This is a genomic window from Nitrosospira sp. Nsp18 (assembly GCF_900103145.1).
Taxonomy (GTDB): Bacteria; Pseudomonadota; Gammaproteobacteria; order Burkholderiales; family Nitrosomonadaceae; genus Nitrosospira.
Genome location: NZ_FMWY01000027.1, coordinates 14,187 through 37,325, shown reverse-complemented (window position 1 = coordinate 37,325; position 23,139 = coordinate 14,187). Strand labels below are relative to the sequence as shown.

20 protein-coding genes, 1 tRNA gene and 1 pseudogene are annotated in these 23,139 nt (G+C 50.4%); 2 read left to right on the top strand and 20 right to left on the bottom strand.

Going from position 1 to position 23,139, the window contains the following annotated elements:
* Nucleotides 1–2: 2 nt before the first annotated feature.
* Nucleotides 3–633: pseudogene (locus BLS94_RS11565) on the top strand (IS630 family transposase); the annotation flags it as partial.
* Here BLS94_RS11565 and BLS94_RS11560 read toward each other — a convergent pair.
* The 9 genes from BLS94_RS11560 to BLS94_RS11520 form a co-directional block, all read right to left on the bottom strand.
* Nucleotides 630–1,688 carry an SDR family oxidoreductase gene (locus BLS94_RS11560; RefSeq protein ID WP_090961161.1) on the bottom strand — a complete coding sequence of 353 codons (1,059 nt, stop codon included), beginning with the start codon at nucleotides 1,686–1,688 and terminating at the stop codon, nucleotides 630–632. The pseudogene BLS94_RS11565 and the gene BLS94_RS11560 overlap by 4 nt on opposite strands.
* Before the next feature lie 14 nt (nucleotides 1,689–1,702).
* Nucleotides 1,703–2,983 carry a nucleotide sugar dehydrogenase gene (locus BLS94_RS11555; protein ID WP_090961157.1) on the bottom strand — a complete coding sequence of 427 codons (1,281 nt, stop codon included), beginning with the start codon at nucleotides 2,981–2,983 and terminating at the stop codon, nucleotides 1,703–1,705.
* A 159-nt stretch (nucleotides 2,984–3,142) separates the two neighbouring features.
* On the bottom strand, nucleotides 3,143–3,451 hold the full coding sequence (locus tag BLS94_RS11550) for a hypothetical protein (RefSeq protein ID WP_143021688.1): 309 nt from the start codon (nucleotides 3,449–3,451) through the stop codon (nucleotides 3,143–3,145).
* Nucleotides 3,452–3,532: 81 nt separating this feature from the next.
* A complete protein-coding gene (locus tag BLS94_RS11545) occupies nucleotides 3,533–4,645 on the bottom strand; it encodes a fatty acid desaturase family protein (RefSeq protein WP_090961189.1) in 1,113 nt (370 codons plus the stop codon).
* A 154-nt stretch (nucleotides 4,646–4,799) separates the two neighbouring features.
* Nucleotides 4,800–5,348, bottom strand: coding sequence for a dTDP-4-dehydrorhamnose 3,5-epimerase (rfbC, locus tag BLS94_RS11540; protein ID WP_072768284.1), 549 nt, complete (start codon nucleotides 5,346–5,348; stop codon nucleotides 4,800–4,802).
* Nucleotides 5,345–6,232 (bottom strand): glucose-1-phosphate thymidylyltransferase RfbA, encoded by an 888-nt coding sequence (rfbA, locus tag BLS94_RS11535; RefSeq protein ID WP_072768285.1) that lies wholly within the window; start codon nucleotides 6,230–6,232, stop codon nucleotides 5,345–5,347. The genes rfbC and rfbA overlap by 4 nt, the downstream gene beginning before the upstream one ends.
* A complete protein-coding gene (rfbD, locus tag BLS94_RS11530) occupies nucleotides 6,229–7,131 on the bottom strand; it encodes a dTDP-4-dehydrorhamnose reductase (protein WP_090961154.1) in 903 nt (300 codons plus the stop codon). Before rfbD ends, rfbA begins: the two co-directional genes overlap by 4 nt.
* Complete coding sequence (gene rfbB / locus BLS94_RS11525; protein ID WP_218124796.1) at nucleotides 7,131–8,192, bottom strand: dTDP-glucose 4,6-dehydratase; 1,062 nt, start codon at nucleotides 8,190–8,192, stop codon at nucleotides 7,131–7,133. The genes rfbD and rfbB overlap by 1 nt, the downstream gene beginning before the upstream one ends.
* A 58-nt stretch (nucleotides 8,193–8,250) precedes the next feature.
* Nucleotides 8,251–8,982: a pseudouridine synthase gene (locus BLS94_RS11520; protein WP_090961152.1), complete on the bottom strand. Its 732-nt coding sequence runs from the start codon at nucleotides 8,980–8,982 to the stop codon at nucleotides 8,251–8,253.
* Nucleotides 8,983–9,126: 144 nt separating this feature from the next.
* Between BLS94_RS11520 and BLS94_RS11515 the strand changes: the two genes are divergently transcribed.
* A tRNA-Val gene (locus BLS94_RS11515) sits at nucleotides 9,127–9,203 on the top strand.
* Nucleotides 9,204–9,632: 429 nt separating this feature from the next.
* Here the strand turns inward: BLS94_RS11515 and BLS94_RS11510 are convergent.
* The 11 genes from BLS94_RS11510 to BLS94_RS11460 form a co-directional block, all read right to left on the bottom strand.
* On the bottom strand, nucleotides 9,633–10,196 hold the full coding sequence (locus tag BLS94_RS11510) for an FxDxF family PEP-CTERM protein (protein ID WP_090961149.1): 564 nt from the start codon (nucleotides 10,194–10,196) through the stop codon (nucleotides 9,633–9,635).
* Between the two features lie 203 nt (nucleotides 10,197–10,399).
* Nucleotides 10,400–11,848, bottom strand: coding sequence for a mannose-1-phosphate guanylyltransferase/mannose-6-phosphate isomerase (locus BLS94_RS11505; RefSeq protein ID WP_090961146.1), 1,449 nt, complete (start codon nucleotides 11,846–11,848; stop codon nucleotides 10,400–10,402).
* 133 nt (nucleotides 11,849–11,981) lie between these two features.
* Entirely contained in the window at nucleotides 11,982–13,025 is a 1,044-nt protein-coding gene (galE, locus tag BLS94_RS11500; RefSeq protein WP_090961143.1) for a UDP-glucose 4-epimerase GalE, read from the bottom strand.
* Nucleotides 13,026–13,095: 70 nt separating this feature from the next.
* Nucleotides 13,096–13,833, bottom strand: coding sequence for a WecB/TagA/CpsF family glycosyltransferase (locus BLS94_RS11495; RefSeq protein ID WP_072768291.1), 738 nt, complete (start codon nucleotides 13,831–13,833; stop codon nucleotides 13,096–13,098).
* On the bottom strand, nucleotides 13,830–14,939 hold the full coding sequence (wecB, locus tag BLS94_RS11490) for a non-hydrolyzing UDP-N-acetylglucosamine 2-epimerase (protein ID WP_090961140.1): 1,110 nt from the start codon (nucleotides 14,937–14,939) through the stop codon (nucleotides 13,830–13,832). The genes BLS94_RS11495 and wecB overlap by 4 nt, the downstream gene beginning before the upstream one ends.
* Nucleotides 14,936–15,868: a heparin lyase I family protein gene (locus BLS94_RS11485; protein WP_256325404.1), complete on the bottom strand. Its 933-nt coding sequence runs from the start codon at nucleotides 15,866–15,868 to the stop codon at nucleotides 14,936–14,938. Before BLS94_RS11485 ends, wecB begins: the two co-directional genes overlap by 4 nt.
* A 331-nt stretch (nucleotides 15,869–16,199) precedes the next feature.
* The gene (locus tag BLS94_RS11480; protein ID WP_143021687.1) at nucleotides 16,200–17,339 is read right to left on the bottom strand and encodes a phenylacetate--CoA ligase family protein; all 1,140 of its coding nucleotides are present in this window, start codon (nucleotides 17,337–17,339) and stop codon (nucleotides 16,200–16,202) included.
* 261 nt (nucleotides 17,340–17,600) lie between these two features.
* The gene (locus BLS94_RS11475) at nucleotides 17,601–18,704 is read right to left on the bottom strand and encodes a glycosyltransferase family 4 protein (RefSeq protein ID WP_256325406.1); all 1,104 of its coding nucleotides are present in this window, start codon (nucleotides 18,702–18,704) and stop codon (nucleotides 17,601–17,603) included.
* A 116-nt stretch (nucleotides 18,705–18,820) separates the two neighbouring features.
* On the bottom strand, nucleotides 18,821–19,828 hold the full coding sequence (locus tag BLS94_RS11470; protein WP_072768295.1) for a glycosyltransferase family 2 protein: 1,008 nt from the start codon (nucleotides 19,826–19,828) through the stop codon (nucleotides 18,821–18,823).
* Between the two features lie 1,066 nt (nucleotides 19,829–20,894).
* On the bottom strand, nucleotides 20,895–21,524 hold the full coding sequence (locus BLS94_RS11465; protein ID WP_072768296.1) for a class I SAM-dependent methyltransferase: 630 nt from the start codon (nucleotides 21,522–21,524) through the stop codon (nucleotides 20,895–20,897).
* A 257-nt stretch (nucleotides 21,525–21,781) separates the two neighbouring features.
* On the bottom strand, nucleotides 21,782–22,483 hold the full coding sequence (locus BLS94_RS11460) for a class I SAM-dependent methyltransferase (RefSeq protein WP_072768297.1): 702 nt from the start codon (nucleotides 22,481–22,483) through the stop codon (nucleotides 21,782–21,784).
* Between the last annotated feature and the right edge of the window lie 656 nt (nucleotides 22,484–23,139).

Here is a 23,139-nt window from a genome sequence, read left to right as displayed (position 1 = left end):
GCGCGGTCTTCATTGAGAAGCTGTGCGCGTAGTGGGTCTTTACCTGAACACCCCCTAGAACGCTTTGGTGCTGTGCGTGGATGAGAAGAGCCAGTGCTAGGCGCTGGGAACGCACTCAGCCAATGCCGCCCATGGGCCTAGGTTATGACGAAGGTGTCACCCGGCGACTATGTCCGTCACGGCACAACTACCCTGTTTGCCGCACTGGATGTACTCGACGGCGCGGTGCGGGCCGATGTAAGCCGGGCCATCGACACCAGGAGTTCCTCGCGTTCTTGCGCTCAATCGACAAGGCGGTTCCCGCCGAACTTGATGTGCATTGCATCGTGGATAACTACAGCAGCCATCCCAAAGTCAAGGCGTGGCTGGGCCGGTCCACGCTGGCACATGCATTTCATGCCCACCTGCAGTTCCTGATTGAATCAAGTCGAACGCTTTTTCTCGATCATCACCGGCAAGGCCATCCATCGCGGCTCCTTCACTCCGGTCAAGGAACCGGGTTTCAAAAGATCAATCACTTCGTCGCGCACTACAATCAGAACCGCAAACCAATCACCTGGACCGCTACTGCCGATTCGATCCTCGTCAGGCTAAATAGAACTTTGTGAACGAATCAGCGGAACAAAACACTAGGCCGATGCATCGATTTTCTCTTTCTCGGATGCAAGATGCGCGATATACCATCCCAAGGCTTGCCTGAGCCCTTCATCAATCCGGTGGGTCGGCTCAAAGCCCAACATTTTGCCAGCTTTCGAAATGTCCGCCTGAGAATGCCGCACGTCCCCTTCGCGAAAATCAGCATATGCGGGTTTATGGTCCCGCAGGCGGGGAAATTCCTCTGACAGTAGCGCGCGCATCATCTCGTAGAGCTGATTCAAGCTTGTGCGGTCACTGATCGCTACATTGTAAATCTGGTTGACGGCTTGCGCATTTTCAGTCAGTGCTGCAAGAAGATTGGCCTGAATGACATTCTCGATAAAACAGAAATCTCGGCTGGTTTCGCCATCTCCATTGATGTACAACGCCTGGTTGCGGATGAGTGCGGCAATCCATTGAGGAATTACTGCTGCATAAGCGCCGTTTGGGTCCTGCCTGGGACCGAAAACATTAAAATAGCGCAAACCGATGGAGTCCATTCCATAGCAGCGGGCGAATACATCGGCGTAGAGCTCGTTAACATATTTGGTAACGGCATAGGGCGAGAGGGGCCGGCCAATCACGGATTCGACCTTGGGCAGTGCCGGATGGTCGCCATAAGTGGAGCTGGAAGCTGCGTAAATGAAGCGCTTCACACGGGCATCACGGGAGGCTACCAACATATTCAGGAAACCCGAAATGTTGCTCTCGTTTGTATGGATGGGGTCTTGAATGGAACGCGGCACTGATCCAAGAGCCGCTTCATGTAATATATAATCCACCTTCTTGCACGCATTCCTGCATGTTTCCAGCTGGCGGATATCACCTTCGATAAAAGTGAAATTGAGCCAAGCGTTTTCCCCGACCAATTCTCTTACCTGCTCCAGATTGTGGCGGTAGCCAGTCGAGAAATTATCCAAACCGGTCACCTTCTGGTTCCGCTTGAGCAAGGCTTCCAGTAAATTAGACCCGATGAAGCCGGCAACGCCGGTTACGAGCCAATGTGACTGGTGATTTTCCAAATGCTGAAGCACGTGTTGATATCTCGTCATTACCAGGCCTTTTTTCAAAGCCGCCAGACGTTGAAACCAGCATCACGCAGGGCTGCTGGGTCAAACTGGGATTTAACATCGATAAAGCAACCTTTATCGGTAATTTTGGATTGGGAATCGGTCAAGGGTCTGTTTATAAATTGCCGATGCGAGACGGCAACAATGAGTGCATCAGCGCATGGAAGATTTTCCCACGACTCAAGCTCCAGGCCATATTCATGGCGAGCTTCTTCGGGATCGGCCACAGGATCATGGATGTGAATTTCTATGCCATAGGACTTGAGTTCGCTGATCAAGTCGGCAGTTTTAGAGTTTCTGAGATCGGGACAGTTCTCTTTGAAGGACAAGCCCAGCACATTCACTCGGGCGCCCTTGACATTAATGTCAGCCTTGATGATGTGTTTTATTGTCTGCTCGGCAACGAATTTGGCCATACTGTCGTTGATACGGCGGCCAGCCAGAATAACCTGCGGTATGTAGCCGATCATTTCAGCCTTGTGGGTAAGGTAATATGGATCAACACCAATACAATGCCCTCCAACCAGGCCGGGGCGAAAAGGAAGAAAGTTCCATTTCGTGCCGGCAGCCTGAAGAACCTCCATGGTGTCGATTCCCAGCTTATCGAAAATGATGGCTAGCTCGTTCATCAATGCGATATTCAAGTCACGCTGCGTGTTCTCGATTACTTTAGCGGCTTCAGCCACCTTGATACTGGATGCACGGTATACGCCAGCGGTAATGATGCTTTCGTAAAGCACGGCTATTTTCTCCAACGTATCCCGGTCGTCTCCCGACACAACCTTCAAGATGCTGGTAAGCGTATGCTGCTTATCACCAGGGTTAATACGTTCGGGAGAGAAACCGACGTGAAATTCATCCTTCCATTTCATACCAGAATGCTTTTCGAGAACCGGAACGCAGATTTCTTCTGTTGCGCCTGGGTAAACCGTAGATTCGTAAATAACGACGGCCCCCCGCTTCATATGTTTTCCGACGACCCCGCTGGCGCCGATGAGCGACGAAAAATCCGGCTGATGAGCAAGGTCTACCGGGGTGGGAACTGCGACAACAATATAATCAGCCTCGGACAGCTCAGCCGAATCGGTGGTAACAGACAGGTGACATGCCGCTTGCAGATTTTCAAAGGAAACTTCGCCGGTCGGATCGATGCCGCGCTTGTAACTGTCGACTTTGCTGCTGGAAAGATCATATCCTATGGTTCGCCGCTTTTTTCCAAATTCAACTGCCAGGGGTAACCCTACATACCCCAATCCAACTACAGCCACCAGGCTCATCAGTTATCTCCCACTCCGTTTATCATTCATATCGGCAAAGCGACCTGCCGTACCGTACTCCAACTCCCTATCATCCGGCAGTATCTCCTTGAATAACATTGTACTAAAGTGCAATTTCCACATGACCTATTTCAGCATATCATGCCGACAGGTGGTGACTCAGAGAAAAAACGTGGGAAAACCCAGCAGCAAATCAATTTCAGGAGGAACAGCCTGAGCAACGCGCCAGCCCGGGCCGTAAGTGCTTCGCGGATTGCCTGGAGGCAGGGATCGAAAACGCAACAAACATGACACGGCCTCGGCAAGAATAAACAAGAGGGCGAAGATTGTTACCGGGTCAGGGGAACTATTACTTGATACGCCGCCGCTTTCGCAAATCTGCCGGGCACGGGAATGGTCAGCTTGCTTCGAGCTGATGCATTCGTTTTTTAGTGGCTCGCTTCCTGTCGGCCTTGTACGTTTAGGCATGATAACGCCCATTGCCTGACGTGTTTATTGGAGTTTCAGATTTTTTTGTCGGTGGCGCAACAGCAGCCCAGTTGTTCTTTATCAGGCATTTCTTTGTCTGCGTACGGTATCCTCAAAGGTCGTATCAGAATTGGCCGCGTCAGCTTGCCGTCTATAGGTATAGGTAGACGCTTCACCCCATATACGCTGCAACGCGTCCCACATGCTGGTTCGTATCGTCTTCAGATAAACTGTGTTATCGCTCAACCCATTTACCAAACGTCGTTGCGCCTCGCCCAAATTGTGGTAGGGCAAGCTCATGAAAAGATGGTGGGTCGCATGATAGCGCAAGCCAACCGGAGCCCATAGAGCGGTAATGAACAGGTTGCCTGGAACATTTATCGAGTCGAGATATTGCTCGTGGAATTCCATGGGTTGATCACCAGGATTGCGATAAGCATGTGCGCTTAGCGTACGCAAGGAATTTATAAAAAAGATGAACATTGCGATGACATACCAAAAGACCAGAAAGTGATAGGTCAGCACGCCCAGCGCAATGCAGGTAACGACCGCTGTTATGAATACGAAAGCGGCAAACTCCTGGAGTTTCCAGTTCTTGTCGCTGCGAATCGCATTCTCCTCGCGCTTATAATTCATATCGATGGTGAGAGAAGAGGCGCGTTCCCAGACCAGTTTACGCAAAGGGGGGATGAAATACGATAACGGTGTAAGAATCAAAAAACGGATGATAAAAAAGAGCGGCAAAATAAATGAGAGCATTACATAGCCAACCATGATCATCGGTCTCAAGGTGGCGAAAGGGACGTATTCCCCATCCTTGTCGGTGCCATAGACGTCACGCTTGTGATGATCGTTGTGAACGCCATCATAGGTAAAAGAGGGAATCAGCAATGGTATGCCGCAAGTAACGTTCCACACCAGGCGGAATAGCCCGAATGTTCCCGTTTTCAGGTGGGCCAGTTCGTGAATGAAAATAGCTGCACGATAAAACGCAAGCGTAGCGACAATAAAAAGTGGAAGTTGCCAGGCGGAAAACAGCGGCAGGGACAGGACAGTCAAAAAAGCGCCCCAACCCAGCGAGATATGGAAGAGAAAATCGGCCCAGTAAATCCAGGGATTAGGGGTCATGAGATCGCGGACGAGACTGTGCGCCTCCCGTAACGGAAATTCCTGGCCAGTTGTCGTTTCTATCATTCCTGGATACTCATCGAATCGTTCGTTTTGTGATTGAATCAGGGTTGCCGGCATTTCAGAATTTACTACCTGATGAAATCATCCATATGTCGATACACAACCCAAAGGGTTCCTCGGCCTTGGGACGCTATAAGAGTGCAGGCTGAGGGACATATCAAAATACTTCGGCATCAGCCAGTGCTGGCGCAATTGCGTCTTTCGCTGAAATAATGGGTTGCGCACCTGCTTCGATTGGCCATGAAATCGCGATTTGTGGGTCATTCCAGACAACGCTGCGCTCAAAGTCGGGAATGTAGTAATCAGTCGTTTTATACAAAAAATCGGCACTTTCGCTTAGTACATAAAAACCATGGGCAAAGCCGGGTGGCACCCACACTTGACGGTAATTGTCTTCGGTTAACTCCACCCCGACCCATTGACCAAAGGTTGGAGATGACCTGCGGATATCGACTGCCACATCAAAAACCGCACCGCGTACCACACGCACCAGCTTGCCTTGGGGCTGGCGGATCTGGTAATGCAAGCCGCGCAATACACCTTTGGTTGAGCGACTATGATTGTCCTGCACGAAGTTTACGCCAAGCCCGGTAGCCTGGTTGAAATTTTTCTGATTGAAGCTTTCAAAGAAGAATCCCCGGCTGTCACCAAAGACTCTCGGTTCGATTATCAGCACGTCCGGAATGGTGGTGGAAATTACCTTCACATGACCACCCGTTCACTCAATAGCCGCAATAAATACTGGCCGTAGCCATTTTTTGCCAAGGGTTTCGCCAACTTCTCAAGCTGTGTGGCATCTATAAAACCTTGACGATAAGCGATCTCTTCCGGACACGCTACCTTGAGACCCTGACGGTGTTCAATGGTTTCGATAAAATTGCTGGCTTCAATCAAGCTTTCGTGAGTACCTGTGTCCAGCCACGCATAACCACGACCCATGATTTCGACGCTGAGCTGACCATGCTCCAGGTAGCTTCGGTTTACATCGGTGATTTCAAGCTCGCCCCGAGCGGAAGGCTTGAGCCTGCTCGCAATATCGACAACCTGATTATCGTAGAAATACAAGCCTGTCACAGCATAGTTGCTCTTGGGTCGGATTGGTTTTTCCTCCAGTGACGAAACCTGATTATGACTATCAAAAGTAACCACGCCGTATCGCTCGGGGTCTTGTACGTGATAGGCGAATATGGTCGCTCCTTCCTGCTTTGCCATGGCGCGCTGGAGTCGCAGGTGCAAATCGTGTCCATAAAAAATGTTATCGCCGAGCACCAGGGCGCTGGGATTATGCCCGATAAAATCTTTACCAATGGTAAAGGCATGAGCCAACCCATCCGGGCTGGATTGCACCGCGTATTGCAAGTTCAGCCCCCAATCGCTCCCATCACCCAGAAGCTGTTCAAAACGCGGGGTGTCTTGCGGCGTGGAGATAATGAGGATATCGCGAATACCCGCCAGCATGAGGGTGCTTAACGGGTAATAGATCATCGGTTTGTCGTAAATAGGCAAGAGTTGCTTTGAAACCGCCTTCGTGACGGGGTAGAGCCGGGTGCCGGATCCGCCGGCGAGGATAATGCCTTTACGCTGGGTCATTGATTCTTCTCAAGGGTTTCAGTGAGCATGCGCGCTACACCCGTTTGCCATGACGGCAAGCTCAGATCGAAGGTGCTTTGCAGTTTTTCGGTATCCAGGCGCGAATTTTTCGGCCGTGTGGCGGGTGAAGGAAATGCACTGGTGGGAACGGGGAGAATATTTTCGGGCGCCACCTTGAGCCTGAGCCCACTTTCGCGAGCGCAGTTTAAAACAAACCGGGCATAACCATACCAGGAGGTTTCGCCCGCCGCGACCAGATGATAAAGACCGGATACGTTCGGCCGCTTTACGGCTGCCCGCAGGGCATGGGCAGTAACGTCGGCCAACAGATCGGCGCCGGTTGGTGCACCGATCTGGTCGTCGATAATAGTGAGACCGTCACGCTCCTGCGCCAGACGCAACATTGTTTTTGCAAAGTTACCGCCCAGCGCGGCAAAAACCCAACTGGTACGGAAGATTAAATGGTGGCAGCCTGACTCTAAAATTGCGTTTTCGGCTTCCAGTTTTGTCTGACCGTATACATTCAAAGGTCCGGTAGGGTCGGTTTCCACCCGCGGTTTGCTTCCACTGCCGTCAAAAACATAATCAGTAGAGTAATGGACCAGCCAGGCATCGAGCTTGCCTGCTTCCTTGGCAAGCGTAGCGGGAGCAAGGGCGTTAATAACATGAACTCGCTCCGGCTCGTCTTCAGCTTTGTCCACGGCGGTATGAGCAGCCGCATTCACTATCACATCGGGTGAAACCATTCGAACAGTTTGCGCAATGCCATCGAGACGTGTGAAATCGCCGCAGAAATCCCGGCTGTCAAAATCGACCGCTATCAATTCTCCCAACGGTGCGAGGCTGCGCTGTAGCTCCCACCCCACCTGCCCATTTTTACCGAACAGCAAAATTTTCATCAGTCGCGCCTGTTGTAATTCTTCTCAACCCAGGTCCGGTAGGTACCGGACTGAACATTGGCAACCCAGGACGGATTGTCCAGGTACCATTGCACGGCTTTGTGTATGCCTGTTTCAAAAGTCTCAACAGGCTTCCAGCCCAGTTCGAGTTCGATTTTACTCGCATCGATTGCATAGCGGCGGTCATGGCCGGGACGATCGGTGACGAAATTGATCAGATTGCGGTAGGGCTCGTTTGCTCGGGGTTGTAGCGTATCCAGCAATGCACAGATTGTATGGACGATATCAATATTAGGTTTCTCGTTCCAGCCGCCTATATTGTAAATCTGCCCGGGAACCCCTGCTTCCAGTACACGGCGGATGGCACTGCAATGGTCTTTTACATATAGCCAATCGCGAATTTGCTGGCCGTCTCCGTACACGGGCAAGGGTTTATTCGCAAGCGCGTTGACGATGATCAACGGAATAAGTTTTTCCGGGAACTGATAAGGACCATAGTTGTTGGAGCAATTGGTGGTGAGGACAGGCAGACCGTAGGTATGATGATAGGCGCGCACCAAATGATCGCTGGCGGCTTTGCTCGCCGAGTATGGACTATTCGGCTCGTAACGGTGCGCTTCATTGAAGGCCGGTGCGTCCTTGGCGAGGGAACCATAAACTTCGTCGGTGGAAACCTGGAGGAAGCGGAAATCCCGCTTGGCATTTCCATCCAGGCCATTCCAGTAACCGCGTCCGGCTTCCAAAAGACGAAAGGTACCGACGATATTCGTCTGTATAAAGTCTTCCGGACCATGGATGGAACGGTCGACATGGCTTTCCGCGGCAAAATTGACGATGGCGCGGGGTCGGTAGCGCTGGAGCAGATCAGTAACGAGGGTAGAGTCACCAATGTCGCCTTTTACAAAAAGGTGCCGCTCATCTTCTGCCAGTGCTGAGAGGTTCTCCAGATTACCCGCGTAGCTGAGTATGTCGAGGTTGATTACCGCCTCATCGGACTGTGCCAGCCAATCCAAGACAAAATTCGCGCCAATGAACCCGGCGCCGCCTGTTACTAAAATCATTATTATCCTTCAGATTTAAGAGGGTGACCGCGTGGTGGCATCTAGCGGAAATGCTGGGTCAAAACTCCTCGCCATGCCGCAAAAAACGCCATTTTCCTACCGGCAATTCACCCAATTTCACTCGACCGATGCGCACACGCTTTAACCCGGTCACTTTCAACCCGACCAACTCGCACATTCTACGGATTTGACGTTTCTTGCCTTCGCGTAAAATAAAGCGTAACTGGTCCTGATTTTGCCGGATCACTTCGGCGCGCTTTAATGCCTGGCCATCCAGGCTCAAGCCATGGTTCAGCAGAGCCAACGCGGATTTCGACAAGGTTCCCTCGATGCGCACCAGGTATTCCTTCTCAATCCCCGACTCGGCGCCGATCAACTGCTTGGCGATGCGGCCGTCCTGCGTGAGCACCAGCAAGCCGCATGAATCTATATCCAGCCGCCCCGCAGGAGCCAGGCCTTTCAAATGCATCGGACTGAAGCGTTTTGGTGTTTGGTCGCCCTGAGAACGAGACCCCTCGTTGACCAGGCTGATCGCTGGCGCATACCCCGGTTCCGGTTGCCCCGATACATAGCCGACAGGCTTGTTCAGTAGTATTGTAACTTGACCTGACTGCTGGGCAGCAGCCATGTTATGCAGTCTTATTTTCTGCAGGGGATAAATCTTTGTACCCAATTCAACGACAGGTTCATCATCGACATATACCCATCCGCGTTCGATGTAATTATCCGCTTCCCTGCGAGAACATAGTCCTTGTTGAGACATGAGCTTGGATAACCGGATTTTTTCCATGGATTCCCATGAGTTCCTGTAGCGACTTTATGGTCGACATTGAAAGGAATTCTCCTCCTTGCCAACCTTTTTGCCAAAATTTTGCCAGAGTTCGATTATTATAATTTGAACCCCTGTTCTGTTTCATATAAAATTCAGTTTTCCAGGCGCGTAGCTCAGCTGGTTAGAGCACCACCTTGACATGGTGGGGGTCGTTGGTTCGAGTCCAATCGCGCCTACCAGAACATTGGCCGAAACTTTCGGGGATTATCAAACGTCTCCCAATCCGTCTCAGTTCCTGCGAAAGAAAATGAATGCCTAGACAAAGTTCAGTGATGGCAATGAACGACAAACGCTCACTGCGAACTACTCGTAATTCTCACGGTTATTATATAGTGTGTTGAATGAGCCACGGCGGATAGGCTCAAAAACGATCAAATCAAATGCGCAATCTCGACTGGACGTCCTGCCAATCCATCGACAATCCGTCCGTTAGTTTAAGCTTAGATTCGGCAAAGAGCAGGCACCTCATTGATCACTTGGCAATCATGTAAGGGACGCCTGTCAGGAGTGGAAAGGGGAAGGGGAAGGGGAAGGGGAAAGATAAGGTAAAGATAGTGACCCCTAAAGGGCTCACTATCTTTAAAGAGCCGAAACCGGCGCGAATTCACTTAGGAAGTTTTGCGGCTCCGGCGGCGGACAACCGCACCCATCAGTCCGAGACCGGCGAGAAGCATGGCATAAGTCTCAGGTTCCGGAACTACTGCCGCTGCTATCGCGCCAGCATAGATACCGCCCTGGCTGCCATTTGTTACCCCAGTGATATTGATATATGCGGGGCCCGTGATCGGCTGGTCCCATCTCAAACCTAGGTTGTCACTGCTATTTCCCGGCGAAGGAAGCACGGTCGACTGCAGGATATGATCGTCAAAATCCCCTACAATTCCGTTATCATTTGAAACCAACGTCATTGTGGCGAGGGCTGTGTTGAAATTTCCATTCGAAAAGGTTAGTGGAATGTTGACGACATCGTATCCAGAACCCAGGTTAGGTTGCTCGAAATTGAAGGTAAAGATATCATTAATTCCGATCCCGGCTCCTTGTATAACCCCGGTGAAGGTAGTGGGCGTGCTACTGGATATGGTCCCAAGACTGGTAGTTGTGGCGTTGGCTCCGACGCTGGCACCGGCCAGTACGGCGACAGCCGCAATCTGTTTCAAGGAAAACTTATTCATTTTTTATCTCCTATAAGTGTATTTCAGGCATCTGTTCCAGATAAACCCGCTCTGTTGATATAAGTTGGTCACGAAACGCAACAGAATGGGTTTCTTAAAACACTCCACCGAGTTCAAAATTAACGTTTGAAACTCGACGCTGACAGCTTACCCTACGGAGGGGAACGGTCAATAGGCCGTTTGGACTAGATAAAAAGCGTGAGTCAGCCTTCTCCTCTACCATAAACGTCCTCAAACCGCACGATGTCATCTTCGCCCAAATATGAGCCCGATTGGACCTCGATCATCTCAAGGGGCACGCAGCCTGGGTTTTCCAATCGGTGGCGCGTGCCTAACGGAATAAAAGTCGATTCATTTTCCGACACAAGATAGCTTGTATCGCCCCGCGTCACCTGTGCCGTTCCGCATACCACGATCCAGTGTTCCGCACGGTGATGATGCATCTGCAGCGATAGGGCGGCCCCGGGTTTGACAACAATGCGTTTTACCTGAAAACGTTCCCCGGCATCGACAGCATCGTACCAACCCCAGGGGCGAAATACTTTGCGATGCAACTCGCCCTCGGGCCGACCCTTACGCTTTAAGCTATCAACAATTTTCTTGACATGTTGTGTCTTGTTCATATGCGCCACTAGGACGGCGTCCGCCGTCTCTACCACCACCATATCCTCTACCCCTACGCATGCTACCAAACGGTGCTCCGCCATGACCAGCAGGTTATGGCAATCATCCAGCAACACATCTCCTTGCGACACATTGCCTAGATGATCCTTGGGCAATACCTGCCACAAGGAGTCCCATGCACCAACATCCGACCAACCGGCGGACAGCGGAATCACCGCACCTATCGGCAATGAGTTATTGCCGGCAGCAACGCGCTCCATAACTGCGTAATCGATCGAGTCGCTCGGACATCGCATGAATGCTTCTTTACTGACGCGTAGAAAATCGCCATCAATTGCACCTTGATCCCAAGCTGCACGGCATGCCTCCAGGATATCTGCTCGACAGCAACCAATAGCCCCAACCCATACGGAAGCGCGCAGCATGAATAAACCACTATTCCAGAAGTAAGAGCTCGCATCAAGATAAGCTTGCGCCGTCTCGAGAGACGGCTTCTCCACAAAACGGGCTATCCGGCTGGCTCCCTCCTTTCCGAGAGGCTCACCAGATTGAATGTAGCCGTAACCCGTCTCGGGTGAGTCCGGCTTGATTCCGAAAGTCACTACCATGCCTTCGTTGGCAAGCGTCATGCCTTTGCGTACCGCCGCCTGAAAACTCGCAATATCCAAAATCAAATGATCGGCAGGCATGACCAGCAGAACTGGGTCGTCTCCGCCACGCATTGCAGCCAGGGCAGCCAGAGTCAGGGCGGGCGCGGTATTACGTCCGACAGGTTCAAGCAGGATCGTGCCTTGGGTTTCCATCAGGCGCAGTTGTTCCGCAATTACGAAACGGTATTCCTCGTTGCAAACGATCAGCGGCGGTCCGAGTTCAACGCCGGCGAGGCCCTCCATGCGTCTTACAGTAGACTGGAACAGCGAATCTTCCCCAATAAGAGGCAAAAGCTGCTTAGGGTACTTCTCGCGTGAGAGCGGCCAGAGGCGCGTGCCGGAGCCCCCAGAGAGCACAACAGGAATCAATGGCTGCATCAACCTTCCATAAGGGCGGTAACTCCCATCCGTTTAAAATCTATTTCTTGACCTTGATAAAGCCACTGGTATGCGGCTTTGATTGCTGACCACCGGGTTAATAAAACGGGAGCCTTTCTTCATCTCGCCAACTTCAGGCTCCAAAACCCTCAGGGTTGGTGCTCTGCCAGCGCCAACTGTCAGCGCACATTTCTTCCAACCCACGCTCAGCCCTCCAATCCAGCAGATCAAATGCCAATCTGGGATCGGCGTAGCAGGAGGCGATGTCGCCAGGGCGGCGGGGACCAATCTTGTATGGCACTGGCCGACCGCTCGCCTGCTCAAAAGCCCGAACCATATCCAGTACGCTATAGCCTACACCCGTCCCGAGATTTACGGTCAGGCATCCCGACTGCGTTTGCACGTCTGGAGAATTCGGGGCCGCAGCAGTTTCCAGCACTTTCAATGCCTTAAGGTGCCCTAGCGCCAAATCCACCACATGAATGTAATCGCGTACGCCAGTGCCATCCGGCGTTGGATAATCATTGCCCCAAACATTGAGAAATTCTCGCCGCCCTATCGCTACCTGGGCTACGAAAGGCATCAGATTATCGGGGATGCCCTGCGGATCCTCCCCAATCAGGCCGCTAGGATGGGCGCCCACCGGGTTGAAATAACGCAGGATACCGCAGCGCCAGGAAGAATCACTGCGGTATAGATCGCGTAAAATGTCCTCGACCATCAGCTTACTGCGCCCGTAAGGATTTGTGGCAGAAAGAGGATGGTCTTCGGTTAACGGAAGCCACTTGGGGTCGCCATAAACCGTGGCAGAAGAACTGAATACCAGCGTTTTTACATTGCACTCACTCATTGCCTCCAGCAATCGAAGAGTACCGACGACGTTATTATCGTAATAATCCAACGGCTGTTTAACAGATTCCCCCACTGCCTTGAGGCCGGCGAAATGGATAACCGCGTTGGCGCTGCTCTCACGCAATGCCGCAACCAGTGCGGCACGATCCCGGCTGTCGCCTCGCACAATGCGAAGTTTTTTGCCGGCAATGCGTTCCACCCGGGCTAATGCCTCGGGATGGCTGTTGCAGAAATTGTCGAATACCGTGACATCGAAGCCTGCGCTCAGCAATTCTACGCATGTATGCGACCCGATATAACCTGCTCCGCCGGTGACAAGAATCATCGCTCTCAATTAAAAATTACAATAGTTCGAAACAATTTTTTTAAGGCCTCAACCCTGAGGCTGAAGTATGCTAACGACGAACCAGTTCTTTTAGCAGCAGCCAGAGAAAAAACATATCATCTATGAAATAGCGTTTGAACATGCGGCGAGGCTCCTGCAAGAACCGGTAAAACCACTCAAGTCCAGACTTCTGCATCCAAACTGGGGCGCGCTTGACCTTGCCCACCACAACATCAAAACTGCCGCCCACGCCCATGGCAAAAGGAATTTTCATCTCTGCCTGGTAACGCCCAAGAAAATGTTCTTTTTTTGGCGAACTGATCGCAACGAATAATATGTCCGCCTGCGTGGCTTTAATGCGCTCCACAACCTCTGCCTCTTCCTCTGGCTTCCAATAGCCATTGCGGTAGCCAGCAATGGTCAAGCCGGGATACTTGCCCGTGTAAACTTGCTTCACAGCGGAAACCACCTCTTGCCGAGCACCAAGCAAGTATACGCGCCAACCTTTCTCGGCTGAACGCCGCATCAGCGACTCGAACAGATCTACCCCGGCTACGCGTTCTTTCAGTGGCTTGCCCAGCAGGCGGGATGCCCACACGACCGGCATCCCATCCACATTAATCAATTGGCAATCATTGATAATACGTCGCAATTTATCGTCGCGGCTGGCCTTGACGAGCTTATCGACATTGATAACAACATGCTGGTGAGGTCGCCCGGTCTGAATGAATGTTTCGATGGTCTGCAACGTCTCTTCCATTGATAGATTATCGATTTGACAGCCCATCATCTCAATGCGAGATCTCATGACAACTCCCTCGCGAGCACTTCGACAATCCGCTGAGCAGCTCTACCATCCCACAGATGTGGCCGACGGCCCTGCTTGCCTTCGCCGCGAAGCACCTTCCGTACCTCGCCGACAATCCGTACGGGATCCGTACCCACCACCACATTGGAACCTTCATCCACCGTTACCGGACGCTCGGTGTTTTCGCGGATAGTAATGCATGGTACGCCAAGCGCAGTGGTTTCTTCCTGGAGGCCGCCGCTGTCAGTCAACACCACAGCGGCATCTTTCCATAAATGAAGAAAGCTCATGTAGGGTTGCGGTCCCACCAAAGTGATATTCGGCCCAAGGTCGATGTCAAATTTTTCAAGAGCCCCCCTGGTACGGGGATGTACAGGAAAAGCCAGCGGTAGCTCGGTTGCTATCTCGCGCAACGCTCCAACGATGCGAGCCAATGTCTCGGCGTTATCAACATTGCTCGGCCGATGTAGAGTGACTACTCCATACGGTGTATCATTGCCCGCACACGCCGTCTTGAAATCACTTGTTTCAAAACTCGAAGTATCGGAGCAAGCCAGCTTTTCCGCCTGGTACAATAAATTATCAACCATCACGTGCCCGACGTAATGAACTGACGCGTCCGCCCTCCCCTCGCGCTTCAAGTGCGCAATGCCGCTTGGCTCAGTCACAAAAAACCAGTCCGCGATACTGTCGGTAACCACGCGATTGATCTCTTCCGGCATGGTCATATCGCCACTACGCAATCCGGCTTCTACGTGCGCAACGGGAATGCTCAGCTTCTTGGCTACAATAGAGCAGGCCAACGTCGAATTTACATCGCCGACCACCAGCACCGCATCAGGCCGCTCTGTGTTGCAGAGCTCCTCAAAAGCCAGCATAATCTTGCCCGTCTGCTGCGCATGACTACCTCCGCCCCCCGCCATGAAGATATCTGGTTGAGGAATGCCCAATTCCTCAAAAAAAACTTCATTCATCTCGCGATCATAATGCTGACCGGTATGGATAATCTTGTACGCCAGCCCGCCATGGGCTCGCAGCGCACGCACGATAGGCGCAATTTTCATAAAATTCGGGCGCGCACCTGCAACCAGATGAAGATTTTTCACGTATTAGTCCCGGCAAACTTGGGTGAAAAGCGCCGCCTGGAGGCAAAGAACCCGATACTTAGGAGTCCTGCCATCATCATCATATAGCTGCTCGGCTCGGGAACAACCGACATGGACATGGACTGAAACGTTTCTTTCCCATCTCCGATGAGAACTCCCGTCGAATAGGCCGAAATTGATTCTGTACCTGGTGTCCAGCTGTATATACCGTTCTTGAACCAGACCCCCGCTTTGTCATTAAAAGTATTGATGTGATTATGCTCTTGAAAAAGCAGTACCCCATCCTTCCAGAATTCAAGAGAACCGGTATCGTCCGCTGCCCACTTCACATGGAGATCCAGATAAGTCCACTTTTCCGTTTCGAGTTCCCATGAAGTCAGCTCCCGTCGTTCAAAATCGACCCCCACTGTGGACTTGATGCCGGATGGCGATGTGATAGCGTCGTGGTCGAATGCATTGATCAGCTTCACTTTATTATCTTGAATGATAAGCCCGAGAGTCGGGTTTCGAAAACCGCTCTCATTCTTATCGGGCGTATCGTGAATTTGCGCAATGGCACTATCGACCTTGACGTATTTCCAGGTATCAGGAAGATAATAACCCCAGGAATACCAACGTTCCGAGCCGATAGGGTCTTTGAAAGCACTTGCTTCGGAGCGGTAACCTGAATTAGTCGCAATATCGCCAGAGATATAAGTCGCGCGCATCACGGAATTTGCAGATCCTGCAGGATCGTAAACTCTTTCGAGACGGGCTTGAATACCGTTCGCCGTCGATGCACCGCTAACGACATTACCGTTCGCCTCCAGTACCCCATACCTCGAGAAATCGCCCTCACTGAATCTTCCGTCGAAAACGATCTCGGCATAAGTATAATTACTGGAAAGCGCAAAGATGAAGCTGATAAAAATAATTATTGATCGAATCATGACCACTTCCATATAAGAGAAATAAGAGAATCAAAATTTCCTACAAAACGCCCTGGTGATACAAGCGTACAAGGCACATTGCTGTCTCGGGCCTGCTCATTGAAGTTAATCTTGTTCGATTTCCCGGCTCTCTTCGCTTAGAAACCTTGCTTTAGAACTCATCGATATGATGAGGCCCCACCTGAACTCGCGGCTTACTGTGAGCAACGTAATAATCCATACCAGCAAAGCGCGTTATCAAGTCGACGGGAGATGAACACAGCGTATATCAACGCGACATCACGTTGGCGCGCCATCTGGAGGATTGTTCACTAGGGGCTTTTTAAAATGCTTACGCTCCGCAATGGGCTAGCGCCACGTCTACATCATCCACACGCATCACAAACCTGTGCTTACCACTTGCCGGCAATACGAAGGAATGATTTTCCAGAAAATCGATATGCTCGAACTTGAGGGCTTCCCGCGTTCGCTTCAAATAGCTCGACCATTCATTTTCGGTCTTGTAACAGTGCAGATTAATCACAAGCCTTCGCTCATCATATAATACCTGGAAGGCTGAGATTCGACTGTCCTCTCGAAACATATAAGCAAAAAACATAAAATGCACCGTATTTCCTTCCTGATCGGAAACCAGATCATCATTCCGTCCGATCACCTCGCGGATCAGCGGAAAACCCCGACCACAGGGACAAGGATTATCATCCATCACCACTAGATCACCGGTATCATAGCGTGGCAGGAAAAAAGTCTGATTGGAAAGATCAGTGGAAATAAGCTTCCCGGATTCAAGTACTTCCGGATAGCTGCGGGTGGTAATAAGATGAAGGCCCTGCTTGCGCTCACATTCATAAGCTGAAACTCCCCCATCGTTACATCCATATTGGTTCAAGCAAGGTGCGCCAAAAGCTGTTTCGATTATCTCGCGCATCGTGGGTGTCAGCATTTCCGCCGTACATACTACGCCGCGCAAGTTAAAGCGCGGGCGTTTGGGAGATGCGAGAATGTACTGGGCGAGTTGGTAAATTGCCGATGCATAACCATAGAGTAGCCGGAAACCACCCGAGGCCATCGCGTCCGCATAGCCTCGCATCCGCGCCTGCGACAGATCAAAGGCAGAGAATAGACTTATGTTCATTAGCTTGTAATAAACCATCTCTTTGAAGCCACTGCTAAATAGAGATGACCCAGCGAGGAAAGCTACCGGCTCGCCCAACCGATAACCAGTCACGCGCCAGCTTAAAAGTATCCCGGCCCAAAGATAAGATTGAGATAGCGCCCCAGTAAAATAAACAAACGGCTCTCCCGTGGAACCCCCAGTCTTCTTGCGCACACGTTTACCGTTGTAATTTGAATTCATGAGACCCTCGCGGTGTTGATTCGCGAAGCTCTTATCGATCACCGGTAATTGTTCAAAAGAATGGTAGCCGGCATAGAGCGGAATGGAACTCCGAAGCGCATCGAAATAGTTCATTTGCGATTGCTTCTGCCGTTGCTGGATGGCGGCGGGTGACTCAAACTGGATGATTTCTAGTTGGCGAAGTAAACCTAACGTGCTGGTTCTACGCATTAAATCAATAAGAAAAAAACCTCCGTGACCTAACATCGGTAACTCTCCTCGCCCGATCAACATGTCAGTGGTACAGGCGATCTAAAGGGATTAAAAACAGATTACCGGCCGTTCAGCGGCGCCATCAGCGACAAATGCTATACCTTTGAAGTTGATCCCATTCTATCAAGCATCGACCTGGCGTTTTGTACTTTCCTGGGCCTCAATCTTGGTTTTGCTCACATAAGGGAGCAAACCGAAGCGCGCCCATATCGCCTCGAGCTGCGGGAACACCACCTCATCAGAGAATAGATGTTGGATGCGTCTTCTCCCGTTAGCGCCCAAGCGCTGTCGGAGTGGTTCATCATCGAGTAACTGGCGCAGTGCCGCTGTCAGTCCGTCGATATCACCGGGCTGTACGATAACTCCCTCTTCACCCTGCCGCACCACCTCGGGAATACCGCCTACCGGGGTGGTAATCACTGGCAACCCCCATGCCATCGCTTCCAGCACTGACATGGGTAAGCCCTCGTTATATGAGGGCAATACGAATATAGACGCCCTCGATAATACCGCCTCTTTATTTTCACCCGTTACCCATCCCAGCATTTGTATTCTCTCCGAAATACCCAACCGTCGCGCGAGCTCGCTTGCCTTTTTGACATCGCCATCACCCCCGAGCGCCAATTTCACACCCCCACTTACAACAGCGAAGGCTCGGATCAGGTCGAAAGCTCCCTTGCGCATACCGATCTGCCCGAGAAAAAGAATCCCATTCTTGACGTCGTTGTGCACGAAGGTTTTTGGCTTGGGGGGCAATGATACGGAGTTGTAAACGACTTCCACGTGCGCTCCCGGAGCCATTTCGCGCAACTTAAGCGCCCAACTCTCCGACAAAGCTATTACAGTAGCCGCGTTTCTCAAAAGAGCACGGACGATTCCACGCCTTAAAGGGCCACATTCTCCACGGACAAACTCTTCGAACTCAGCCCCGTGCATATGCAACACGTAAGGGACACGGAAGAGGAAGGCAGTGAAGGCAAAAGTGGATTTCCTCCAGACGCTTACTCTGGATGCGGCATGAATGTGGACCAAGCCGACACGGCCCATAACGAGCAGTTGGATCATTTGCCAATATGCGGAAAGAGCTATCATAAATTTTCTATAGGTAGAGACCTCCGCATGAGTGCAAATATACGTTACCCGCCATTTTTCAAATAATCCAAACTGGCGATATTTTGCAACAACAGTCGCGATTCCCCCTTTCGCCTCAGGGTGAGTCCCAATCATCACCAACCCCCGATGAGCGCTTGAACCCTTCATGTTTTTAAGACCTGCTCTTGAATATCAAATGCATATAGCCGGCTCGGGTCTACTGAATGAAATATAAACATCAGGCTCGGCAGTTAAGTGATCTCACGCGCTGAGATTGGTACGCTTGGATCAGCCAGAGCCCGGCTCGCGCCAAGCAGCGCCGCCATGGTCACAACGTTCCAATTGATAAGAGAGAAACATGCTAATGACAGGTTGCGTTTTTTAATACAGAGCACAAGCCACAGAAATGTCCATACCCCCAGTTCCAGCGCCAGCCATTTTCCAACCGTATCAAGCAGGTTAGTGCCAAGTAAAATCGCCATTCCCAAGACCATGAGATGTATTCCGGATGTGAGAACTACGGACCATTGGTATCGCACAACCCGCCACCACCATGCTTTACCGAGAGCAGCACGCAGAAACATACCGCTGGCGTGAGCACGACGATTCATCCAAAGCCGGCGCAGCATGCCCCAACTTGATTCCGCATGACCAGTGTGCAACACCGCCACGTCGGGCAAGCGAAGCAGGCGCCAACCCGCGGCACGCAAGCGAAATCCTAACTCAGCCTCCTCAAAGGCCGGAAGCCAGCGATGAGCAAGATAACCTACAGATTCAATTGCATCACGCCGGTAGAGAGCGCCGCCACCCAATGCATCGACTTCTGCTCGGCTGTTCACGCTCCCAACCGTCTCTGCCCGCTTCAAGTCCATAGCGTTCCGGATGTGTGTATCGAGGAGCTTACCGCCAATCCCCGCGACATCCGGTTCGGTGTTTAGCACGGCCAGAGCCTTGGCGATAAAACCAGTCTGCAATTCCATGTCGCCGTCAAGAACATAGATATACTCGCCCTTTGAGAATTGATAGCCAAGCTGAACTGCTGCGCCACAACCTCGATCTTCCAAGAAAGAAAATTGCACGATACGGACGGGATAAGACCGCGCAATTTCGACCGTTCTATCAGTCGAAAGCGAATCAACGAGAATCACTTCCCCACCGACAGATTGCGCCTCGCGCACGGCGGCCGCCAAACAACTGGCAATCTGCGCTTCTTCATTGAACGCCTTAATAAGAATACTAACACCACCCTTGTGTTTCATCGCGATACTCATGCTCCGGGCTTGCAGGTCTGAAAATCGTCAGGTCGGTCACGTCATAGAGGTAAATCAACCGGAGCCGCAACACTGGATATTTCGACTACAATGAAATAAATTAAATCCTTACCGATTGCCAAGCACAATATTAAACATTGCGGTTCGCCCCACCTCCCCGAGCGCTAGAAACCAATCTCCTCCCAACAGACCATGGATCGGGACAAAACAGTGTCTGCGGATATCAAGCTTGATCACATATTCGACCATTGGCTTAGAGGTTTATTTTGGAGCCTTCACGGCGCAATGCGTGTTTTCCCAGACCGAAGCTTACAGGTGAAATAATCCCGCACGGCAGCTAGCATGTTGGTGGATATTATCAGAACGCTATCAGAACTGGCAGACGCCTTAATCTAATCTACTCAACAAGCCACCTTTCCCGTGTGGCCCCGAAAGCGTGCATATTTATTTTGATTGCAGAGAAACTTTGAAAGCGGGCAAACTCATCTTACATATATTCATTATATTCAAGTTTCATTTCAATCTGTAAATCTGCAAAAGTAGAATCGAAGAAAACCCAGATGCAAAATCATCAGTCTAACGGTATTTGCCTCGGAATGGGAAGACTGCAATGCATTCCCACTTGTTTCAGTCACGCTTGTGGCTGGCAAGGCTCATCAGGCGAATTAGACCGCGCACATCTTTTGGCGGTGCCATTATTCGAGTTCGGTTGCACATTCGTGCCCAGTTCTGCTTCCAGAAAGAAGGAACTAAACGCAAATGAACAGGCAGGTACCTAAACGTCAAAAAATCGAGGTGTTCGCTTTTTCGCCGTACTCCAGCTGCAGATTTTCAGAGTTATATCCCGGGGTTGTATTTGACCTCACTAAACTCAACGCCCGGCATAAGCCGAGAAAACCGTCGTTCCAGCGCAGGAAAGATTGATGTGCCCTGAAATAGCGCTAGCGATTTACCGAGGTTAGGCTAAACATGGGAATACGTCATCGCATGCCGTGGGATCGAAAACCTGATCGGGTCAGCATCAGTTTAGGCTCCTTGGTACGCGCATAAATACTTAGATACGCTCGACTATAAATGATTTAGTGAGCCCTAAAACCTTCTCTTTCCGCATTACACACCCAGGAAAAAGTGCGGCAAACTCATTTCCGGACAGCAAATTGATCCCTTTCAGCACCTCATCTATCCTCTTCTGGCTCGGCTTTTCTACCAATCCCCATATGCTGAAATAACGTACCAGCCTGCGTTTTACCGAGAATGGGAACCAATGGACAAACAAGGTCAGGATGTGCGGTTCTATCGGAAACCACTTGTTTGGAGTCTGGCAGTAAAGTTGTTTGCCCGCGCTTAACATCCCTCTAGCAAACTGATGCTGTTGTGCATGATTTCCGACGTGCTCTATGACGGAATTTGAAAATACCAAATCAAAAGCCATTGGATTGAATGGCATGCGCAAGGCATCACCTGCCACAAATTCGATTCCTGGGTAATTCATTATCGACTCTGGTAGATCCAGATTCATCACAATGATTTTAGCTGATGGCTTTATGTAGGACCATGGGAATGCCCCGCCGCCGATGTCAAGAACTCGCGCCGCTGGATCTGAGAGTACACCAAACCGATCAGCTATATCCTTAGCTCTTGCCGGCCTGAAGATACTCATAATGAATTTGTAAACGCGTTTCATGAGCTTCCTCTTGAACTCAAAACATTTATCGAGTTACCGTTAATGCGTATCCTTGCCTCGCTTTCTGAGCAAGGCAAGGGAAAGTCTTTTTTCTGAAAACATCTATTTGTCTTAAAACTATACGCAGTTAACCCGGCTGATAAAAAAAACATCAGCAAGCTTCTCTTTACATGACATGCTGGAGCTCTTACGTTTCGTTAGAATTTAGCTTTCCGCTTGAGTTACACAAAGTCGGGCTGTAGAACTCCGTGTCTTTTCTATCTAGCAAGAACCAATAACGAAAATCCACCTAGCACTCTTGCAGCCAGATCAGAATGAAGTTGAAAGAAAAGCTTTCTAGGAATTTTCAGGAGATCGGCTTTCCATCCACGATTGGAAAGCTCTAACGAACCGTGTGTATAGCAGTAATCCACTACTTCATATCCCGTATCCCGTAAGGTTGCCAAGGCTGTTTCCTTGATAAAATAGTGGATGTGACCCACTGATGACCTTGAGCGTAATATTGGGGAAAGGCGAAAAACTGATTGAACGGATAAATCCAGAGGAATATGAAACACTTTATATACAGCTTTCTTTTTAAGTTCCCTTAGAAATCCAAAATAATCCTCCACGTGTTCAAATACGTCGATGGCCATTAATACATCGAACGCGGGATTTTCATAGTCAAGTAGATTTTCGAGAAAAAAGTGAAGATTTTCCTTTTCCTTATTCTTGCATATCTCAAAAGCTTGAGGGGAAATTTCATATCCAGAGAAAACTACTTCGTTACTGTATTCATGTGATAGACAATTCAATATTTCACCGGCTCCACAGCCTATTTCACCTAATGTCAAAGGAGCAATGTTATTTTTCCTGAGTATTTTTAATATCTGCTTTGCTTTCCATGCCGAATCCTCTTGATGCCAAGTCGGATGGCTCTCCAAGTACGTCCCATCCTTATAAATATTACCAGCGTTCATATTTACTTCCCCGTGGTCTACCGATAAGCAGTAGCTTCTAAAATGTCCGGCACTATGTTGTACTCATATTACTAGCCATCGATCGGCTGCACACGAATTCCCACAGCGGACAGCGTGTTAAGCACATCATTAATGCACACAATAATCCGTGGATAATCATGTAGCACTGAGCTAATTGAGTGGGTCCGGTTTTCATTTGTACCAACACAGCAGTAGTAACATAATCTACCAGAGCATTACGCCCAAGATAGCATAAATTATTAAGCCAATATCTTCCAGAGGAGATACGCTCCCATCGGCCACCCCACCATGCCGGATAACGAGTACCGCAATGCAGTAACCTCTGACCAGCCTCGGTTTTTCGTCTTCCAACAACAGGTGTGTTTACGCTATCCATTGTTTCTTCTGCTGAGCAGCGAGCTTGTCACCAAGGAACGGGATTAACGACTTACAGCCAAGCGTCGAGTGTCGCCAGTGCCCTGATTGTAGAATACCCTCATATACTCGAGGATTGCCGCGGTCATCGTGTTTCATAGCAATGCACCCTCTCGTTCTTAAGATTATTCAACCCACTATCAGCCGAAGCATTATCCCCAGAGCTCACCTTCGCGGCTCATCCATGCCTCGTTCCTGTGATTGCTTGAGCATCCTCGGAT

Coding starts and splice junctions, on each gene's coding strand:
- rfbA (WP_072768285.1), bottom strand. CDS start 6,232: ATGACCCAGCGTAAAGGCATTATCCTCGCCGGCGGATCCGGCACCCGG.
- BLS94_RS11510 (WP_090961149.1), bottom strand. CDS start 10,196: ATGAATAAGTTTTCCTTGAAACAGATTGCGGCTGTCGCCGTACTGGCC.
- BLS94_RS11475 (WP_256325406.1), bottom strand. CDS start 18,704: ATGATTGGGACTCACCCTGAGGCGAAAGGGGGAATCGCGACTGTTGTT.
- BLS94_RS11470 (WP_072768295.1), bottom strand. CDS start 19,828: ATGAAACACAAGGGTGGTGTTAGTATTCTTATTAAGGCGTTCAATGAA.
- rfbB (WP_218124796.1), bottom strand. CDS start 8,192: ATGATTTTAGTAACAGGCGGCGCCGGGTTCATTGGCGCGAATTTTGTC.
- BLS94_RS11560 (WP_090961161.1), bottom strand. CDS start 1,688: ATGACGAGATATCAACACGTGCTTCAGCATTTGGAAAATCACCAGTCA.
- BLS94_RS11545 (WP_090961189.1), bottom strand. CDS start 4,645: ATGATAGAAACGACAACTGGCCAGGAATTTCCGTTACGGGAGGCGCAC.
- BLS94_RS11550 (WP_143021688.1), bottom strand. CDS start 3,451: ATGCCTAAACGTACAAGGCCGACAGGAAGCGAGCCACTAAAAAACGAA.
- BLS94_RS11505 (WP_090961146.1), bottom strand. CDS start 11,848: ATGCAGCCATTGATTCCTGTTGTGCTCTCTGGGGGCTCCGGCACGCGC.
- BLS94_RS11555 (WP_090961157.1), bottom strand. CDS start 2,983: ATGAGCCTGGTGGCTGTAGTTGGATTGGGGTATGTAGGGTTACCCCTG.
- BLS94_RS11480 (WP_143021687.1), bottom strand. CDS start 17,339: ATGAACTATTTCGATGCGCTTCGGAGTTCCATTCCGCTCTATGCCGGC.
- BLS94_RS11485 (WP_256325404.1), bottom strand. CDS start 15,868: ATGATTCGATCAATAATTATTTTTATCAGCTTCATCTTTGCGCTTTCC.
- BLS94_RS11520 (WP_090961152.1), bottom strand. CDS start 8,982: ATGGAAAAAATCCGGTTATCCAAGCTCATGTCTCAACAAGGACTATGT.
- BLS94_RS11495 (WP_072768291.1), bottom strand. CDS start 13,833: ATGAGATCTCGCATTGAGATGATGGGCTGTCAAATCGATAATCTATCA.
- BLS94_RS11460 (WP_072768297.1), bottom strand. CDS start 22,483: ATGAACGCTGGTAATATTTATAAGGATGGGACGTACTTGGAGAGCCAT.
- BLS94_RS11465 (WP_072768296.1), bottom strand. CDS start 21,524: ATGAAACGCGTTTACAAATTCATTATGAGTATCTTCAGGCCGGCAAGA.
- rfbD (WP_090961154.1), bottom strand. CDS start 7,131: ATGAAAATTTTGCTGTTCGGTAAAAATGGGCAGGTGGGGTGGGAGCTA.
- galE (WP_090961143.1), bottom strand. CDS start 13,025: ATGATTCTTGTCACCGGCGGAGCAGGTTATATCGGGTCGCATACATGC.